The following is a 17,168-nucleotide window of genomic DNA, read 5'->3' as shown; positions in this document are numbered from 1 at the left end:
CATTCGTCCCGGAAGCTGCCGTTGAAACTTTCAATGAAAGCGTTCTGTGTTGGCTTACCGGGAGCGATGTAGTGCCAGTCAATCTTCGTTTTCTGGCACCATTCGAGCACCGCTGAACTGGTCATCTCTGTTCCATTATCGCTGACAATCGTTGTCGGCATTCCGCGCACCTGAATGATCGCGTCCAACTCACGCACAAGTCGCGCGCCCGACAGCGATGTGTCCGGAATAAGCGCCAAACATTCGCGGCTGAAATCATCCACGACGGCCAAAACACGAAACCTGCGGCCATCTGTGAAGGCGTCCGAAACGAAGTCCAGGCTCCACCGCTGATTGACGGTCTGCGGCACGACCATCGGGCGGCGTGTGCCCAATGCACGCTTGCGCCCGCCCCGTTTGCGCACCTGAAGCCCTTCTTCGCGATATAGTCGCCGTAGCTTCTTCTGGTTCATGCGGACGCCCTGACGCTCAAGCATGATGTGAATGCGCCGGTAGCCAAAGCGCCGACGTTCAGCCGCTATCTCCTTCATGGCCTTGCGCAAGTCAGCATCATCTGGCCGGGTGCTGCGATACCGCACACTCGATCGGTCAACGTCCAACACGTCACACGCCCGCCGCTGGCTGACCCCATGCTCTTCGCACAGGTGACCCACAGCTTTCCGCTTCTCAACGGGCGTTACCACTTTCGCGAGGCGACGTCCTTCAGCATCGCGTTGTCCAACATCTGTTCTGCCAGCAGCTTCTTGAGTTTGGCGTTCTCGTCTTCGAGCGCCTTAAGCTTGCGCGCATCGGACAACTCCAGTCCGCCGAACTTTGATTTGTATTTGTAGAACGACGCTGTGCTGATGCCGTGCTTGCGGCAAACCTCAGCCGTCGGGACGCCGCCTTCCTGCTCTTTGATCATCGCTATGATCTGTTCTTCGCTGAACCGTGACTTCTTCATATTCCGTCTCCAATGCTTGGGACAGATTCTATTCAAAAGTGGAGGAGTTTTAAGGTCTCAGGTCACTTCAACCTGCCGTAACTTCACGACAATCTCTTCTGGCTTAGGTCTCTTGATCGCCATACTTGGTCCTCCGCTTTCCTAACTATAGGGGCGGACCACTTCAAAGGGGGAGGCTCAGAACGGTATCGACCCGCAGCAATGGTTGGCCGACACACTCGCCCGCATTCCAGACTATAAGATCAACCGCGTCGATGATCTGCTGCCCTGGAAAACTGCTTCATAGGGGCGGCTGGGCCGGACGCTTACCGTCTTTGCGCCATGCCTGCCGCATGATCGCGGCATGGCGCGTCGACTACAACCACACCCGGCCTCACTCCAGCCTCGCTGGTATGACGCCATTCGAATATGCTAACCGGTCAAAAGAGGACCAAAACCTGAACAGAGCTAACCTAAACTAGCGGACTCAATGGGGAGCAGGTCACCGATCACAAGATCAACCGTCTCGACGAGTTGATGCCCTGGAGTTATGCTGCACAGGCAGCGTAACCGGGACCAATCCCCTCACGCCAGAGCGCCATCACCGGACGGTCACCTTTTTCCAAGCAGTTACGCTAGTTCTAGCCCTTAGGTTGCTACAGAACTGTAGCAGGCGACTGGGCCTTACGAGTTCCCCACTCACAGAGAATAACTAATACGAAGTCACATGAGTAAAACGATCAGCCCTAACAAGCCCAGAATGCTTAAGGGTATTATTCGGTAACGATACGAATGAAGTTGATGGTCACGTAATCACTATCTTTCATCATGGGGTAAATATTCCTCAGGGTTTGCTTCAGATGGGATGTCTTTTCAAAACCATCACGCTGAGCGTCCACCTGATCCAAGTCCTGAAACTTCTTCACTGTAAACCCAAGCACGTCTACTTCGAGTTTCTGCACGTCCATAGCTGACTGCTTGAAGTTTTTGGTTTCAACAAGTGGGAGCCTTCCTACACCGGCAACGCTCAAGAGACCTTCTTTGAACCTGATAGTAGTCACCTTTCTTCCATCGGCAGCCCAACGTATATAGTTATCGAACAACAGGAAGCGCTCTCGCAACTCAACCTCTTGGGTGAGGCCAAACTCCGACTTCCGCCTTTCAAAATCCTGAAAGTCAGCGAAATGGGCCTTTTGTGCGTCGCTCGCATCAAGTCTGGCCTCAAGTCGAGCATTTTTCGTGCGCACCAACACGTCCTTTGCACAGGACAATCCATCTAGACCAAGATTTCTAAACTCGGAAACTGCTTGCGACAAAGTTCCGGCCATTGGCCGTCCTGCGCCATTGAACGACGTATTCAGGACTACAAATTCTTTGCGCTGCTCTGCATTGCAAGACGCAACCAATTTGGAGAGGTAACTAGGGCGCTTTTCGTCAATTACCTGAGGGCGTACAGTGCGGTCAACATGCTGTAGAGAGCTGGGAAGAGACATCGCGGTTCTTGGTACTGTTACAGTCTCAGACATATGGAAATAGTTGACTTTGACAGGCCCGAAGCACTCTTCGAAATACTCTTTTGAAAATGCAGGCGCTACCGGTGTATGCTCAGGGCGGCCCTTAATCTGGTTCAGACGCTCCTTGATGCCCGGAACAGCCGGATCAGCGAGAATACTGGAATTTCCAAGCGCACGAGCCCCAATTTCACCACGTCCTCTCCAGGTGCCTATCAAGAAGCCATTGGCAATCAAGTCCTTTACCTTCTGTGGCGAAACACTCGGCTCCACGATGTGTGTCAGCTGATCTTCACCAAGAAGCGATCTGATGTCGCTCACCGATGCTACGCGCTTGCTCCCGCGAAAAGGGTCCAATCCATTCAAGGAACCCACTTTCGCCCGTCGTTCCTGTACTGCAAGACAGTTCCCTAAACTCTGGCCTTTGTCACTTGGTGCATAACCTACCACGATGTCTTCAAAAGGGCTGTGCTCACGAAGGCTTTGAACAAGCTTACAATTCAATGCAACTCCACCTGAAAGACACAAGAGGGAATACCCCAGTTGTTTATGATAATTGCTGACTATTCTAAGGACCTCAGATTCCAGTGATTTCTGGGCCCATCCGGCCAGTACCGTCTGGACCTCCTCCAACCGAAAACTGGGTTCGAAAAACCCAAGAAGCTTCTCTTTCAAAAGGAGCTTATTGGGCGGGTCATTTAACACGGTCGAGGAAAGAGAGCTTGAAAAATACAGCTCGGGGATTGGGCAACTAGCGCTCTCGGAAAATGCAGCAAGCTCCATCACCTTTGAAGCCTTACTCGAACTATCGAAGCCGCAGGCGTAGGTCATATACCTCCAAAATTCTCCAATTCCGATCTCGAATGGTTTGCTGAAGACCCTGTCAATCAACTTGATGCGGCCATCGACACATTCAAAAATCGACACTTGCTCCCTCTCGTAGCGCCACCAATCGGTTCCGCGACCATCAAACGGCTCCAATGTGTTTCCGCCTGCATCCAATACCACGACTAGAGCATCTCTATAGCCAGCTGACCATGCTGCCTGATGGGCATGTGATAGGTGATGATTGACTACCCGAATTTCGCAGCCAAATTGCCCCTCAAAATCTGACACATCCGAAATCATAGGTTCACAACAACTAGAAACTGCCACTATGTCTGGTCGGCTTGAGGTGGTTTCATAGAGCTTCTGCAAAGAGGCTTCATAGCCGCCCGCATGTTTGCTATCCGCTGCTTGCTCCTCAGATATGATTAGAATGTTATTGTCTGAAGTGTACCACGACAACGACCCGTCTTTTAAAGGCTTTCCGGAAACCGTTTTTCCAAGTGTCAGTCCGAGAACTTTCATGACGACTTTGCTAACTCCCTGACGTACTTAACCAAGTCTACGCAGGTTAGTGCAAAGAATACTAAGCTAAACTGCTCCACCAAATCTTTACCTCTTTGGGGAAGAAGATCCTTAATATCATCAACATAATTTAGGCACAGCCAAATCCCCAAAAGCAAAACTCCGAGGAGTATTCGCCAAATCACCCCCCAAAGCGTCGGCGAAAAGGCCACTGGGATGTCAAAAACAGGGCGAAAACTCCTCGAAACTTCGACAGGAACCGAAAATGTGGGGCGAAGCGTTTCGCGAGAGCGTCGATTAGACTTCGATTGGAAAGAGAAACTCAGCCGATCATAGCGTCCAGACATAGGCTGGGTTTGCGGCGTCACTTCAACCCGATTAGCATCTGTTGCAATGCTAAGCTCGTATGGGCCGAGCTCCATGTAAGGTGTGTCGGGGTCGCGGCTGACGCCGGAAGCTGTGACATTGTTGTCCGCAATCAGGCACAACGCCGAAAGCGAGTAACCTCGACCTGACTTGAGTGCCGCAGTGCCGTTTTTGATGACCGCTTCAGTTTTGCTGCCTTGCTCCAAAATCTCAAACTTATAAAACGGAAGACCATTGAAAATACTATAGCCGCCCAAAAGGTTGACGGCCATCATCCACCTCTCTTCGTCGTTAGGAGAAGTAAAGTTTGCAGCACCAAATTCGCGAAGCAAGCTATCATCGACCTCGACGATCAGAGGACGCAATGGCTTGTTGGGTGCTCGTTCTGTGCTGGGTAGCTTGTCCAGGAATGCGTCATGGGCAACCCTAAAATGGCTTACTTGTTTAGTTATCTCATCCTGTTGGCTTGAGTACGCAACAAGCCGACCCAAGCTGTACTCAAGAAAAACAATGTCTCCCACTTTCTTTGAAGAAACGACTTTGCAGCGACGGAGCGGTAAAACTTCGTCGGTCTCCCATATCCTTAAGGCGTACACCATATCTTGGCCAATCAGACGTTCTGGCTCATCAACAAATTGTTTTTCGATCCACTGAACGGGAAATCTTGCCCTGAAGACGCAACCGCTCGGAAGGCCCAGTATTTGCACGCTTTCGAAGGCGAACGGTTTTAGGGAATTGGCCGCCAATAGTATCAAGTTGCAATCCTAACGATTAACTGTGTCCAATTGGTGGAAAATGACAGTTGAAATCATTTTGCTTCCTGCCACCTCATACCTCAACGTCTTCTCGGTGTTCGGGGGCGTCCACCTGCTCTGAAATTCCAACTAGGTACTTCTCATATGTCGATTTCAGATAACGCAATGCACTGTCTTTATCGACATTTGCCTGTAGGTGCTCCTGAACGAAGTGCAACCGAGCTTTACAAGCTGTAAGCACCTCAGCCCAACTTTTCACCCAGACCTCGATATTCCCATCTTCCGAAACAAATATCCTACCCGGCGGGCTATCTTTTTGGCGGGTCTTGGTTTTTGCGTATCCATCCAGATCATTCGAGATAACCCAGAAACTCCAACGTGTTTTTACGTGGCGAAATCGTTCATCATCAGCGATGGTAAACGCATACTTCTCAACTTGGCTGATTTCATCGGACCCAATTTTGCAGCTTGGACGTTTAAGCTCGACAACAAGGTGTTCGCGTTCATCCGCCCGGCTCTGTGGGACGGAACGCGACAGCATCAAGTCGACGATGCCCTTCTTCCCGTCTATTCGCATTACCGGACGGTCGATCATAGTATCGTTGCCGATTAGAGCTTGGTGCTTCCGCAGTACTTCAGTTAGTGACTGGTCATCGACGGTTAGGTTGAACTCCTCACCAAATATCCATGTGTTGTTCTCAGCAATCATACGGTGCAGTTGACTGCGTTCCTTGAGGAGCTTTTTGCTTTCAGACCCGAACAGTAGAGCCTCCAGACCATGAACAAATTTCAACCGGTCTGAAACCAACCGAGATGCGCTGATCACGTTGGCCAAATCCGCCTCTTCAAGCAGCTTTGACATCTCCTTCTGAGTTCGCTCCGGTAGGTCCAAGACCTCCGTCAGAATATGTTGCAATTCGTCAGGACCGCGCTCAATGGCCTGTCGTAGCATCCGCAGTTGGAATGCCCTGCTTTTCGAGCTTTGCACCTTGAAGTCAGGCAAGTGCTTGTTAACATTTAGGGCAACAATATCGAATACCTTTCGCTCCGCCTTCTCGACGGAGGTCCTTGGCTCAGAACGAAATGGGTAAGCCTCCTCTTCCTTCCACTGCTCGATTTCCGAACGCGCCGCCTCAGCCCCCTTGTTCTGGAAATGCGCCTTGATAAGCTCGGCAGACGCATCGTGGGCATCCAGCAACGCCGCGTTCATTTCGGCGAAAACAAGTTCCCCGCGTTCTTGCAGTGCTTCCACATAGCTGGATTTGAGATAGGCCGAAAATTTATATCCCGGCGTGTGAAACCTTGGTGGCATTCGCTGGAACGGGAACCCATGGGGGCCACACAAGAAGAACCATCGGTCGGATGCAGATTTCCACTCTATCAGATCAACCCTGACCGGATGCTCAATTTCGTTCTCACCCTCTCCCTCAACAATCGGCTCCAAATCAAAATGGCTGATTTCTTCGATTACGGAGCTTGGGTCCAGTTTTTCATTTTCGACAAAAACTGCGACCTCTTTGTAGTCTGTCAGATAAAGAGCAAACACTTCTGACAGCGACTGAACCGACCGATCAGGAGCCAATGAGCGGTAGGTGCGATCCAGTTCGGTAACGGTAACGTCCACGCCCGTCCCCAAGGCGGCTTCGACCTCAACCGGTTCTGAAACCCGTACATCTACCAGATCATCCCTCAACAGAAGGATTTTGTAACCCAGTAGCTTTTTCCCTTGGCGATAGCGAACCGACCATTCTGCGGAACGCCCTAGGGCGAGAGCCTTGAGGCGTCCCCTGCCTTCCTTACCGTGCAACAATCGGCCTTTGCCCTTGGATTTGCTGCCATGTCGTTTCCAAGAGCCACCGAGCTTGCCAAACAACTCTTCGACGTCACCATGGGGAAACCCATGCCCATTGTCTATGACGGTTATGGAGCGCATGGCGATGTCGTCGCTTTCGATTTCCACATCGACGCGCGTCGCGTCTGCGTCAAGCGCGTTCCAAATTAGCTCGGAAAGGGCTTGGATCGGTTTTGCACCAGCTTGCTTCTTGAGGTGGTCGCCCTCAACCTGTACTCGAAAATGAACGTCTGCCATGAATAACAATGCCCTCTACTCTAACCCAGCACGAAGGCGATCAGGGCGAGAGTCAATCAGCTCAGGCAGAGTAATCGGCTCGCCTTGCCCCGCACACAAATCTTAGTCTGGACGCAGCTCACCATCGCCACATTTGCGATTAGTTGCAATCAAATCCATTGGTTTGAAGTTATAGATTGGTGGCAGAATCCCATGTGAATGTCCACTATCGCTTGGCCGCCAACTGAGTTCCGCACCCGCAGCGAACTTCCGCTTCCCGCCCTTAATTCAAGAGCTTTGACGGTTCCAACAGGTCTGCCATATCCAGGATCTGGGGGTACTCCAACGACAAATCTACGGCCGTTATCGCTGGGCTTTGTGCTTCCAACAGGTCCTCGAACTGACGCTTCCGTGCTCTGCTCAGGAACACCCACAAAACGTTCAGGTTGCTCTTCAACCCGTAGTGCTTTCGATGCAGTTGTTGATCCAGTACTTCGCGGTATTGCAACGCAGATCGCTGCAATGATTTCCTTGCTGCCTTCGACCGCACCGGCTCGGTGCTGCGATCCAGCTCAAGCGCGAAGGCGCGATAGCCGTCGGGGTATTTGATGGCAAAAAGCTGGTCCGGGATGAGCTTGCCTTGACTGAGACGCATCGCCATCGGAGCATCCCTTAGCGCCAGGATCCGGGATGCCGGAATGTAGTCCAGACCACTCTTCAAAGCGCCGATTTCTATCGCACTGGAAACGGCAGAAACCCAGAATCCATGCCACCAGTGCCCGGTGGGTCGCGCATGGCGTTCCAAGGTCTTGTGGGTGCTCAAGTATTCAAAACCCTTGGCGGTCAGATCGTAGACATAGGGATGGAAATCTGCCTTGGCAATTTGCCGTTGTTGGGGTGGAAGCTTCAGATACCCGCATTCTCTGAGGGCCTGAAGGCGACGTAGGGATGTATCCTTGCAACGATGGGAATTTCTGGTCAACTCAAACAGGAATTCACTGGATTGCGGTCCGTGCCGATCGATGTGTCCAAACCAGCGCAACTCGCGGGCAGTCGGGCAAGTATCTGATGGTTGTGCGTTCGTCTTGGTCCATTTCATGCCCCGCAAGATGGACGATTTTAGAGCTCCGGCGAAGGTCCGGTTGGATCGTCGTCACTTTTTTCTGGCTGGATGATTTCCGGCTCATCGGGTGGTGTTTCGCCATGTTCGGCCTTGGGTTGCCATGGCTCCGCATACCGGTCGCGGCTGTGTTGCAGGATGGCCGCACGCTCTTCTTTTGTTGTGCGGGGCAGCTTTTCCAGTTCGAAGAAAGGGAAAGCGATGGGCACCGCGCGGGCGGTCAATCCACGCAAGTATGTGGCGAATGTGCCCTTGGGTTGTTGCTGAATCAACTCGGCCGGGGCATGCATCTGGCTTGATAGTGTCCGGGCGTCGCGGGCCGAAACGCCGCCAGCCAGTTTGATCGACGTGTTGGCTTCAAATGCTTCTTGCAGACCGTTGGAAAGCTGACCCAGATACTGATGCGCCATAACCATGCCGACGCGGTATTTTCGCGCCTGAGACAGGATTAAACCGATGTTGCCGTCAAAATAGTCCTGTGCTTCATCGATGTAGATCATGGCAGGCAACCGATCCTGCGCTCGCAATGTGGCGCGTTCCTGCGCGGCCTGCGCAATCAGGGCAATGAAAAACCGTCCGAAGATTTCGGTGCCTTGTTCCTTGAGCAGAGACTTGGAAGTGTTGATCAGGATCAGCTTACCCGAATTCATCTCGGAAAACATATCGAACCTGGAAGCCGGATTGGCAAACATGCGCTCGAACGTCTGGTTTTCCAACACGCCGTACAGGCGGCGAAGAACCTGAGTTTTGGTCGACGTAAATTCTTTGCTGTTGAACTCGGTCTCGAAGAAGCGGCGGGGTGTTCCTTCGAGTTTTTCGATGCTTTCGGCGTATTTCTCGGTGCCGCCCGGTTCTATCAGATCCTGCAGCGTGTGGATGGTGGCATCCGGGATGTGGAACATCAGCCTGGTGACATAGCGGAAGACGACGCTTTGCTTGGCGGTCATCCCGGCAGACAACAGGGAACCAAGCACGAAGTCATAGAGCTCGATGATCGAGTTGGTCAGCCGCTCGCGTTCCAATGGCGAATAGCCCTCCAGCCGCTCCTGACCCACCGAGAACAGGTTCAGGCAAACGGGATAGGCGATGTCTTCCGGATTGATCAGGACGATATTTTCAGGCTCAAGTAGTTTGGCCTTAAGAATGGTGCTGATCAGATCTCCCTGGCTGTCAATGACCACAACGGATTTTTGACCCGCAGCAACGTCCCGCAAATCCTTTGCGATCATATACTGCAGGGTCTGGGTTTTGCCATGTCCGCTTCCGGCAACAATGTGGGTGTGCTCAAAGCGTAGATCCTCGGGAATCTCGAACGGAGTTTTGAGCGCAAAAAGCTCTTCCAGACCTGTGCCGCTCAGATAGGTTTCGACCGCGTCATCGCCCTTGTAGTCGGCCGGAAAGACCGGGTTGGCACGATGGGTCTTGCGCAGGTTGTAATCAAGTTGATCACGCAGCCCCTTGAAGTGGTTGTATCCGTTTTCCTCAAAAAACGGGGCCACAATGGCCGCAATTATTGGCCCCGGTGGGGTGAGGAATTGCGAGATTGAGACCAGGACATCGCCGTTCATCGGTGGTGCAGACTGCGCCACGGGTGCCAGAGCGCGACCGATGACATCCAGGGCGGCGATGAGCATCTGGTGGTCGTTGCGCGCTTGTCCCTGCCGGGCCAGAAGATCGCGATATCGCCCGCCTTCGACGGTGTTACACAGTTCCGGCATTGGCGGAATTTCCGGGCTCAGGCCTTCCGCCATGTATAACGCCCGACCGACTTCGAGAAGCTGAATCCTGAGCACATCAGGCATTTGACGGGGCCAGTTCCGGGACAGCATCGCGTCAATCTCAGCTTCTGACATCTGGACCTGACCGCCTTGCGCGTGGTCATGGAGCCGCTGTGTTTCTTCCCGGGCCACCCGTTCAAGACGCGACGGGCTGTCCTGCCACAGCCGAAAGGCGACAAAGCCTGCGGCGCCCAAAAGGAAAAGAGGCGTGATGACCAGTGCCGCTAGAAGAAGCCCAACGACAATGATCGCTGCGCCGACCAGGCCGCCGGAGAGATCGCCAAACTCGCGGCCCATCAGAATTCAACCACGAAGTCATCGCCAAGCTCAGCATTGTCGCTGATCCAGATCTTGAGGTTCTGCAGCGCACCCAGAAGTGTATCGGAATAGAACTTGGCCGCTGCTGGGTCCGCCAGAAGAAAACGGTCGGTTTTCCCGTTCAGAATATCACTGATCAGAAGTTCAAATTTGGTGTCCCGGTCATCGACTTTCGCGGTTGCGGGCCGTCGGTCCATCAGTTTGGTTTTAGCCAGATTGCGTTGTCGGATGATCTGAATTTCCTCATGCGAGAAGAGCACGCTCAGAACCACTTCGATATAGGTCTTCTTGAGGATAATCCCGCGTCGAACTGTGCTGTGTTTGAGGCTGATCCGCATGACGTCAATATCCAAAAAGGGAAGTCAGACCTGGACCGGGTTCCAGGTTGAACCGGTGTTCGCCCGGGCGAACTTCATCTGCGAATGCAGGTGAAGTCACAGGCCGAATACGCGAAGGATGCGCGCGTATGAGGCGCGATGTTTACCGCTGGCCCCCACACGCGACCCCCATAGGGGTTGGGGGTCCGTATGGGGGTCGTTTTTGGGCGCGAGGTTGCTCATTTAACCAAGAGTTTTTGCTGATAGTCCCGCGCATCGGTCTCATTCGAAAATGTACGGTCATGCACCTTGAAATGCCCGTCGCCCAGTTCCTGAACATGGGTGTGAGGAATTTCGGGACGCGCTGGCATCGGCGTTAAAGCGGGTTCGTCCGGGTCTGCGTCGGCCAAAGCAGCAGACCCGGGCATGTCGGCAAACGAGGCCGGGGGCGCCGCCGTATTGCCCGACACAGGACTTGGTTGTGACCGTTGATGCGCAATCTCGGTGTAGGATGCGGCCATGGTCGCGCCCTGTGCCAACATTTGCTGTGAGATGTCCAATTGATTGCGCGCGACAGACAGCATTTGCTGCCCGTATTCGGCACTATCGACCCCAGCCCGGCCCATCTGAACCAGCGCCAAGCCAAAAAGCCCCAGAAGAAGTATCGCGACACCGGGTGCTGCAGCGAGAGCAATTTGCATGATGTTTGGGGTGTTGTTGAAGCTGGTCGCGCCAACTGCGGCTCCTCCCATGAACGCTGCACCCGCGCCGATGACAATCACAACCCAACTGCAAAAACCTAAAAAGCTGAACAGACTACGTGCGGTTTCATATGAACGCATAAATCAATTCTCCCGTTTCCAATGTCGACGAGGCTGCAATCTGCAGCTGTTTCCTGTCAATTGGTTTCTGGGACGCGTAAAATGAGGACCCTGGTCAGGTTGCGAGACTTTCGCAAATTGTGCTAGGATGTATACATATGCATCACACACAGGATCCCCGCATGGCCGAGCGCGCAACCGTGACATTTCATACGTCTCCAGAGACCAGGGCGCGGCTGGACCGGCTGGCTGTGCTGACACGGCGCAGCAAGTCGTTTCTGACCAACGAAGCGGTGGAGCGGTATCTGGAAGCCGAAGAGGAATTCGTGGCCTCCGTGCAGGCTGGTATTGCCGCTGCGGATCGCGGTGAGCTTGCGAGTGGCGAAGAGGTCAAGTCACGCCTCAGGGATCGTATCTCGACGCTACCCCCTAACGAGACATCATGATCGTCGAATGGTCCGCGCAGGCTGCAAAAAATCTTGAAGACATAGCGGTCTATGTCGCCCAACACAATCCCGAGGCAGCACGGCGTCTGATAGATGATCTTGTCGATGACACCGAAGCGATGCTTGCGGCCCATCCGCATGCCGGAAGGCCGGGGCGGGTAAGCGGGACACGGGAATGGGTAGCCCATAAGTCCTATGTCGTAGCTTATCGCATAAAGGACGCCCGTGTTCAGGTGCTTGCGGTGGTTCACAGCGCGCGACTTTGGCCGGACGAATTTGGCATTTGAGACGGTCGTTGGGTTTAGCTGACATGCCAGCACTCAACCCATTGCAGCAGCAGCCCTGAGGACCGGGTTGCCCTCATTGAGGTATTGATCGGCAAGTCCAAGGGCTGTGAACAATACAATCGTGTGCGGCTCGCCACTGTCTTTGGTCTGACGCGCGGGAGGACAATGCGGTGCAAGGGCCGGATGGCGGTCAGCCAGAGCGGCGGCTGCTGCGTATTTGTTCGCATGGGTCCTTTGAAGGCAACCGCGCTGCACGAGGCAGGGGGTGTCGGATGCCGCCCTGGCAATCCTGTTCAGAACCTGCTTGCGCTTTTTACCTTTGAGCCCGTCAGCACTCTGAACCAGCACGAGGGCTGGATTGAGATTGGCCATGATCTGCTTCAGCACAGCACAGGCTTTCTTCGGCGAACTCCCGGCCTTGCGGCTGACCTGCCAGAAGACCACCTCCTGATCCTGCAGAAAGACAAAACCCACGCGCTGACCGCTGGCAGCGATGGCCAGAAGTCGGTTCTCATGCATAGAGGTCAATTTCGGCGTCTAAACGGCGCAGGAGCCGGTCGAGATTGACCGCGCGGTTTTTATGGGTGCCGGTTTCAATCTTCAGGTCAGGAAGCGTGCGCAGACGGCTTCGCAAATCCCGCCGTTTGGCCTGCAGTTTCTCTGCAAAGAAGCTTTCAAAGCTGCGGCCATAGATAAGTGACAAGCCCATGATCTCGGTCAGATCGGGGGCGCTCTCCCCGCGCTCATAGCGGGCGATTGTGCGGACACTGAGATCGAGTAAATGGGCCGCGTCGATCTGGGCAAAGCCGGTCTTGATCCGGGCCAGGCTCAGATCTTGGGCAAATTGAGTTTTGATCATAGAACAAAAGGTACTGAGTTTAATAAATAACCTCGTCTTGATGGTATCAGATTGCGGGCAAATGCCGAAAGCCCCCACCACCTGACTGGCGTGTCCGGTGGTGGGGGGCTGGTGCGGTCGGGTTGGGGCATCCGCCCCTTCAAACCAGACCTTCTTCCCGGCCAGCGCCCGAGCTTCTGCCGGGAAACACCTCCGGACACGCCAGTTGGTACGCAGGAATGGGAGGATTTCTTTCAAACACCGGCGACCCGGACCCACCGCGCCCTTTTTGGGGAAGGCGCGTGGCCGGGTCGGTGCGCGAGAGGGTGCAGGCGTCTGCAAAGATGCGCCTTGTGCCCGGACACTTCAAAGAAAGCCGCCCCGATGGGGACGGCTTTTGAGTTTTGGGATGGCCTCAAAAAAGATCGAGCTGGCGGCTGTCTTCCAGATAGCGTCGCCATTCAGGGGTATTCGCGGCCTCATCCAGCAGGGTACGGATGTAGGCTTCGATCTCAGTCCGGTCATCAAATCCCGTTGCGGGGACAAAGATTGAAGGATAGCCGGTTTCAGTGACCGGCAACCGGTCACAGCAGCGCAGCTCGATGTGCCAATGACCGGAATTTAGCCAATTGGCCCGAAAGGCGACGGCAATCTCGCGCGCCTGCCAGATCAGGTTGAAGGTCTGATAGTCGTCGGCCATCAGTATTCATGTGCCAACATGATGGTGAGTACCCGGTGGGTGAGCGCCTCATTGGCAGGGTTCTCTGACCCGGATTGCAGATCGGGATCGTAGTAGTCAATCTTGAAGAAGATCTTCTGCCCATCGATTTCTACCGCGCCAAAGTCATGTTCTCCCCAGGGATCATTGTCCTCCGTGAACCCGGTGAAAGACCGGACAGCCTTGATGGCTGTCACCGCAAACAGGCCACCTAGCTCCTGAACACCCGATGTGAGCAGGACAGAACCGGTGCCAGCGCCTTCCATGCGAAACCGGTCATTCAATTCCCGGATGCGTTTATGGCGCAGAAAGCCTGCACCCTTCCAAACCAGCTCGGCCTTGTCATTGCAGCGAAGGCAGCGTGGTTGCTCAAGAACTGTTTCAAGTTCCCAAAGCCCACTTTCGGGGTTCCAGCAGGCCCAGGCGGCGCGAACCACCCGTTCCGAGCCGCAGGATTTGCACCTTGGTGTGGCTCCCAGATCTTCTTCTTCAACTTGGGTATTCATCTCGCATCTCCGTCCGATGAAGCGCGCAGGAGGGATTTCCCGCGCGCTCCACGGCAGGCGATGCCGGGAGTGGAACTTGTCCGGTTATATTGTCATGTCTGATCCCGTTCCGGCCAAGCCCCCATCACCGGACAACCCGGTCCGGTGATGGGGGCTCGTTTGTTATGTGTCATCAGGGGATATTGAGGCGATGCCACCGCGAACGCCGCCCAAAGCCGACGTCCTTCTGGGGAAGGCCTATGACCGGTACAATCCCCGGCTCTTTGGCATGCTGGCTGCGGATCGGTTGCTCCACACCTATATCATTGGTCAGACCGGCACAGGCAAATCAACGCTGCTATCCAACATCGCTCGGCAGGACGCCGCCAGGGGCCGGGGGTTTTGCCTTATCGATCCCCATGGAGACCTGGCCGACAGTCTGTCAGATGCCCCGCACGTACAGATCTGGAACGTCGCGGATCCCGACAGCGGATATGGATACAACCCGCTGACAAATGTCGTTCCGGATCTACGACCTCTGGTGGCAGACGGGCTGATTGCCGCGCTCAAGAAACAATGGGCAGATGCTTGGGGGCCGCGCATGGAACACCTGCTCCGTCACGCGCTTCTGACACTGCTGGAAGCCTCTGGTCGGGATCTGCGCGATGTCATGGCGTTGTTTCTCGACCGACCGTTTCGCGACCAGATCCTCACCCGCATCCATGATCCGCTCTTGTTGCGGTTCTGGACCCAGGAATACCGCGCCATGAACTACAAGACAGCGGCAGATGGTGTCGCTCCGCTTGGTAACAAGCTGGGGGCGCTCTTGGCCAATCCGGTGGTGCGTGTGGCACTGTGCGCTCCGAAAACACCTTTGCGGCTGCGCAGGGTAATGGATGAGCGGCAGGCACTGGTGGTCAATCTTTGCAAAGGCACGCTTGGCGCGGATACCGCCAATGTTCTGGGCGGGCTGCTGATCGCCAGCCTTGTTAACGCCGCCTTCTCGCGTGCCAACAGCCAGGAGGCCGACCGAACACCCTTTACGCTGCTGGTGGACGAGTTTCACCATTTCTCAACCGGAGTCTTTGTCGATGCCCTGTCGGAATGCCGCAAATACGGGCTTGGTGTCGTTCTGGCCCAGCAACATACGGCGCAGACGGACCCCGCTGTGCTGGCCGCGATTTTCGGCAATGTCGGCAGCCTCATCGCCTTCCGCGTCGGCGCGCTGGATGCGCCGAAGATCGCCACCCAGCTTCAAGGAACATCGCCCGATCAGTTGATCCTGCAACCCAACCACCGGGCCTTGGTCCAACTCATGGTACAGGGAGAAAAGACCAAACCCTTTACCGCCTTCACCTTGCCCCCGCTGTCCGGCGGTGCGGGCTGGGGGACAAGAACGCCCACCCGTAAACTGGGTCAATGACCCCTGAAGACCGCCTGCATCAGCATCTGGAGCTCTGTGACCGCATCTATCGCCGCCTGGTGGCGGAGGGGAAATGGCCCTGGCCGGATTCGCCCGATGACCCACTCCGTGATAGAGTCGACCCATCAACCAATGACCTATGACACCCTGCTTTGCATATCTTCGCGTGAGTACCGTTCGCCAAGGGGAAGGAGTCTCCCTGCAAGAGCAACGAGCTGCGATTGAACACTGCGCCGAGCAACGAGGGTTGCTGATCACCGATTGGTTCGAGGAGAAGGAAACAGCCGCCAGAACCGGCCGTCCGGTCTTCAATCATATGATCTCCCGTCTGCGAAAGGGCCACGCGCAGGGTCTCGTGGTGCACAAGCTTGATCGCTCTGCCCGCAATCTGCGGGACTGGGCTGTGGTCTCGGAATTGATGGATTCAGACATCGCCTTTCATATCGCCACCGAGCCCATTGATTTCACCACCCGTGGTGGTGAGCAGCCCCACTTGAGTGGTCCAACTTGAAAGTTAGTGCATGATTGGCCTTTGGTCCATCGGAACGATGACTTCTGGCGCAGGTGGGCGGTAGCCCAAAGCACTATGTGGTCGTTTGGTGTTGTAATGGTTCCTCCATCTTTCAATGATGATTTGGGCTTCACGTAGCGAGTAGAAGATTTCACCGTTCAGCAACTCGTCGCGCATCCGCCCGTTGAAGCTCTCACAATATCCGTTCTCCCAGGGTGACCCGGGTTCGATGTAGGCAGTCCTTGCCCCAACCGCCTTGATCCAGTCCCTGACGGCCTCAGCGATGAACTCTGGGCCATTGTCCGACCTGATGTAGGCAGGCACGCCTCGCAGGATGAATAAATCCGTCAGAGCGTCGATTACTTCGGTCGAATTCAACTTCCGCTTCACCCGGATAGCCAGGCATTCCCTGCTGTGTTCATCCAAGATGTTGAGCGTCCTAAAGGCTCTGCCGTCGTCTGTTCTGTGGTGTACGAAGTCATACGACCAGACGTGATTACGATACTCAGGACGTAGGCGGACACATGATCCGTCATTCAGCCAGAGCCGCCCTTTCTTTGGTTGTTTCATTGGCACTTTAAGCCCCTCACGTCGCCAAAGCCGTTCGATGCGTTTGTCATTCACTTGCCAGCCTGCGTCTCTCAACAGCGCAGCAACTCGACGGTAGCCATATCGACCAAACTGGCGCGTCAGCTCGATCATGTCCTCGACCAAGCGTTCTTCGTCAGCGCGTCCACGTGCTAATCGGCGTTGTGTGGATCGGTGCTGGCCAAGAACGCGACAAACCCGTCGTTCAGAAACCTTGAACTGGCTACGAACATGGTTGATGCAGGCCCGCCTACGCGAGGGGCTCAGAAGTTTCCCGATGCGGCTTCCTTCAGGATCAACTTATCTAATGTCAGGTCAGAAACCGCACGACGCAGACGCTCGTTCTCTTTCTGTAGTCGCTTCAGTTCCTTGAGTTGTTCCGTGCCCATTCCGCCATACTTCTTCTTCCAACGGTAATAGGTTTGTTCAGTCACGCTGATCTGTCGGATCGCTTCAATTCGGGGCATGCCTTGCCCCATCAGAACTTCAACCTGCCGTAACTTCACGACAATCTCTTCTGGCTTAGGTCTCTTGATCGCCATACTT

16 protein-coding genes and 3 pseudogenes are annotated in these 17,168 nt (G+C 54.6%); 6 read left to right on the top strand and 13 right to left on the bottom strand.

Translation table 11 applies throughout. The features are described 5' to 3' along the window. Nucleotides 1-943 (bottom strand): annotated as a pseudogene (locus ACP15K_RS19535) (IS3 family transposase); the annotation flags it as partial. Nucleotides 944-1,124: 181 nt separating this feature from the next. Between ACP15K_RS19535 and ACP15K_RS19530 the strand changes: the two are divergent. Both ACP15K_RS19530 and ACP15K_RS19525 read left to right on the top strand, forming a co-directional pair. Then, nucleotides 1,125-1,229: pseudogene (locus ACP15K_RS19530) on the top strand (transposase domain-containing protein); the annotation flags it as partial. A gap of 22 nt (nucleotides 1,230-1,251) precedes the next feature. Next, nucleotides 1,252-1,404 (top strand): annotated as a pseudogene (locus tag ACP15K_RS19525) (integrase core domain-containing protein); the annotation flags it as partial. Between the two features lie 291 nt (nucleotides 1,405-1,695). On the opposite strand, the gene ACP15K_RS19520 reads toward ACP15K_RS19525, so the two are convergent. From ACP15K_RS19520 to ACP15K_RS19490, 7 genes are all read right to left on the bottom strand, one after another. Beyond that, a complete protein-coding gene (locus ACP15K_RS19520; RefSeq protein WP_424991377.1) occupies nucleotides 1,696-3,783 on the bottom strand; it encodes a carbamoyltransferase C-terminal domain-containing protein in 2,088 nt (695 codons plus the stop codon). Next, entirely contained in the window at nucleotides 3,780-4,904 is a 1,125-nt protein-coding gene (locus ACP15K_RS19515) for a hypothetical protein (protein ID WP_424991376.1), read from the bottom strand. Before ACP15K_RS19515 ends, ACP15K_RS19520 begins: the two co-directional genes overlap by 4 nt. A 73-nt stretch (nucleotides 4,905-4,977) precedes the next feature. After that, nucleotides 4,978-6,993, bottom strand: a complete 2,016-nt coding sequence (locus tag ACP15K_RS19510) for an ATP-binding protein (RefSeq protein ID WP_424991375.1) — start codon at nucleotides 6,991-6,993, stop codon at nucleotides 4,978-4,980. Between the two features lie 262 nt (nucleotides 6,994-7,255). Then, a complete protein-coding gene (locus tag ACP15K_RS19505) occupies nucleotides 7,256-8,071 on the bottom strand; it encodes a replication-relaxation family protein (RefSeq protein WP_424991374.1) in 816 nt (271 codons plus the stop codon). A gap of 20 nt (nucleotides 8,072-8,091) precedes the next feature. Continuing rightward, nucleotides 8,092-10,167, bottom strand: a complete 2,076-nt coding sequence (locus tag ACP15K_RS19500; protein WP_424991373.1) for a type IV secretory system conjugative DNA transfer family protein — start codon at nucleotides 10,165-10,167, stop codon at nucleotides 8,092-8,094. Then, nucleotides 10,167-10,526: a hypothetical protein gene (locus tag ACP15K_RS19495; RefSeq protein WP_424991372.1), complete on the bottom strand. Its 360-nt coding sequence runs from the start codon at nucleotides 10,524-10,526 to the stop codon at nucleotides 10,167-10,169. The genes ACP15K_RS19500 and ACP15K_RS19495 overlap by 1 nt, the downstream gene beginning before the upstream one ends. A gap of 218 nt (nucleotides 10,527-10,744) precedes the next feature. Beyond that, nucleotides 10,745-11,347 (bottom strand): hypothetical protein, encoded by a 603-nt coding sequence (locus tag ACP15K_RS19490; RefSeq protein WP_424991371.1) that lies wholly within the window; start codon nucleotides 11,345-11,347, stop codon nucleotides 10,745-10,747. A 137-nt stretch (nucleotides 11,348-11,484) separates the two neighbouring features. On the opposite strand from ACP15K_RS19490, the gene ACP15K_RS19485 reads away from it, so the two are divergent. Beyond that, on the top strand, nucleotides 11,485-11,772 hold the full coding sequence (locus ACP15K_RS19485; RefSeq protein WP_424991370.1) for a CopG family ribbon-helix-helix protein: 288 nt from the start codon (nucleotides 11,485-11,487) through the stop codon (nucleotides 11,770-11,772). Next, nucleotides 11,769-12,059, top strand: coding sequence for a type II toxin-antitoxin system RelE/ParE family toxin (locus tag ACP15K_RS19480; protein ID WP_424991369.1), 291 nt, complete (start codon nucleotides 11,769-11,771; stop codon nucleotides 12,057-12,059). The genes ACP15K_RS19485 and ACP15K_RS19480 overlap by 4 nt, the downstream gene beginning before the upstream one ends. 33 nt (nucleotides 12,060-12,092) lie before the next feature. On the opposite strand, the gene ACP15K_RS19475 is transcribed toward ACP15K_RS19480, so the two are convergent. The 4 genes from ACP15K_RS19475 to ACP15K_RS19460 form a co-directional block, all read right to left on the bottom strand. Beyond that, nucleotides 12,093-12,578, bottom strand: a complete 486-nt coding sequence (locus ACP15K_RS19475; RefSeq protein ID WP_424991368.1) for a hypothetical protein — start codon at nucleotides 12,576-12,578, stop codon at nucleotides 12,093-12,095. Further along, the gene (locus tag ACP15K_RS19470) at nucleotides 12,571-13,155 is read right to left on the bottom strand and encodes a helix-turn-helix domain-containing protein (protein ID WP_424991367.1); all 585 of its coding nucleotides are present in this window, start codon (nucleotides 13,153-13,155) and stop codon (nucleotides 12,571-12,573) included. The genes ACP15K_RS19475 and ACP15K_RS19470 overlap by 8 nt, the downstream gene beginning before the upstream one ends. Before the next feature lie 157 nt (nucleotides 13,156-13,312). Continuing rightward, a complete protein-coding gene (locus ACP15K_RS19465) occupies nucleotides 13,313-13,597 on the bottom strand; it encodes a hypothetical protein (protein WP_424991366.1) in 285 nt (94 codons plus the stop codon). Beyond that, nucleotides 13,597-14,121 (bottom strand): DUF3768 domain-containing protein, encoded by a 525-nt coding sequence (locus ACP15K_RS19460; RefSeq protein WP_424991365.1) that lies wholly within the window; start codon nucleotides 14,119-14,121, stop codon nucleotides 13,597-13,599. Before ACP15K_RS19460 ends, ACP15K_RS19465 begins: the two co-directional genes overlap by 1 nt. A gap of 580 nt (nucleotides 14,122-14,701) precedes the next feature. Between ACP15K_RS19460 and ACP15K_RS19455 the strand changes: the two genes are divergently transcribed. Together ACP15K_RS19455 and ACP15K_RS19450 are read left to right on the top strand one after the other, a co-directional pair. Beyond that, nucleotides 14,702-15,523 (top strand): hypothetical protein, encoded by an 822-nt coding sequence (locus ACP15K_RS19455; RefSeq protein ID WP_424991364.1) that lies wholly within the window; start codon nucleotides 14,702-14,704, stop codon nucleotides 15,521-15,523. A gap of 139 nt (nucleotides 15,524-15,662) precedes the next feature. Continuing rightward, complete coding sequence (locus ACP15K_RS19450; protein ID WP_424991363.1) at nucleotides 15,663-16,034, top strand: recombinase family protein; 372 nt, start codon at nucleotides 15,663-15,665, stop codon at nucleotides 16,032-16,034. Nucleotides 16,035-16,037: 3 nt separating this feature from the next. On the opposite strand, the gene ACP15K_RS19445 is transcribed toward ACP15K_RS19450, so the two are convergent. Further along, nucleotides 16,038-17,164, bottom strand: a protein-coding gene (locus ACP15K_RS19445; RefSeq protein ID WP_424990915.1) for an IS3 family transposase whose coding sequence is annotated in 2 segments (ribosomal slippage) — nucleotides 16,038-16,900 and nucleotides 16,900-17,164 — 1,128 coding nt in all. Because the reading frame shifts where the segments join, the coding sequence is not laid out codon by codon here. Between the last annotated feature and the right edge of the window lie 4 nt (nucleotides 17,165-17,168).

Source organism: Fluviibacterium sp. S390, assembly GCF_049800695.1.
Classification (GTDB): Bacteria; Pseudomonadota; Alphaproteobacteria; order Rhodobacterales; family Rhodobacteraceae; genus Meridianimarinicoccus.
Note: the sequence above shows the minus strand (reverse complement) of the source record. Positions and strands in the feature narration are given on the sequence as shown.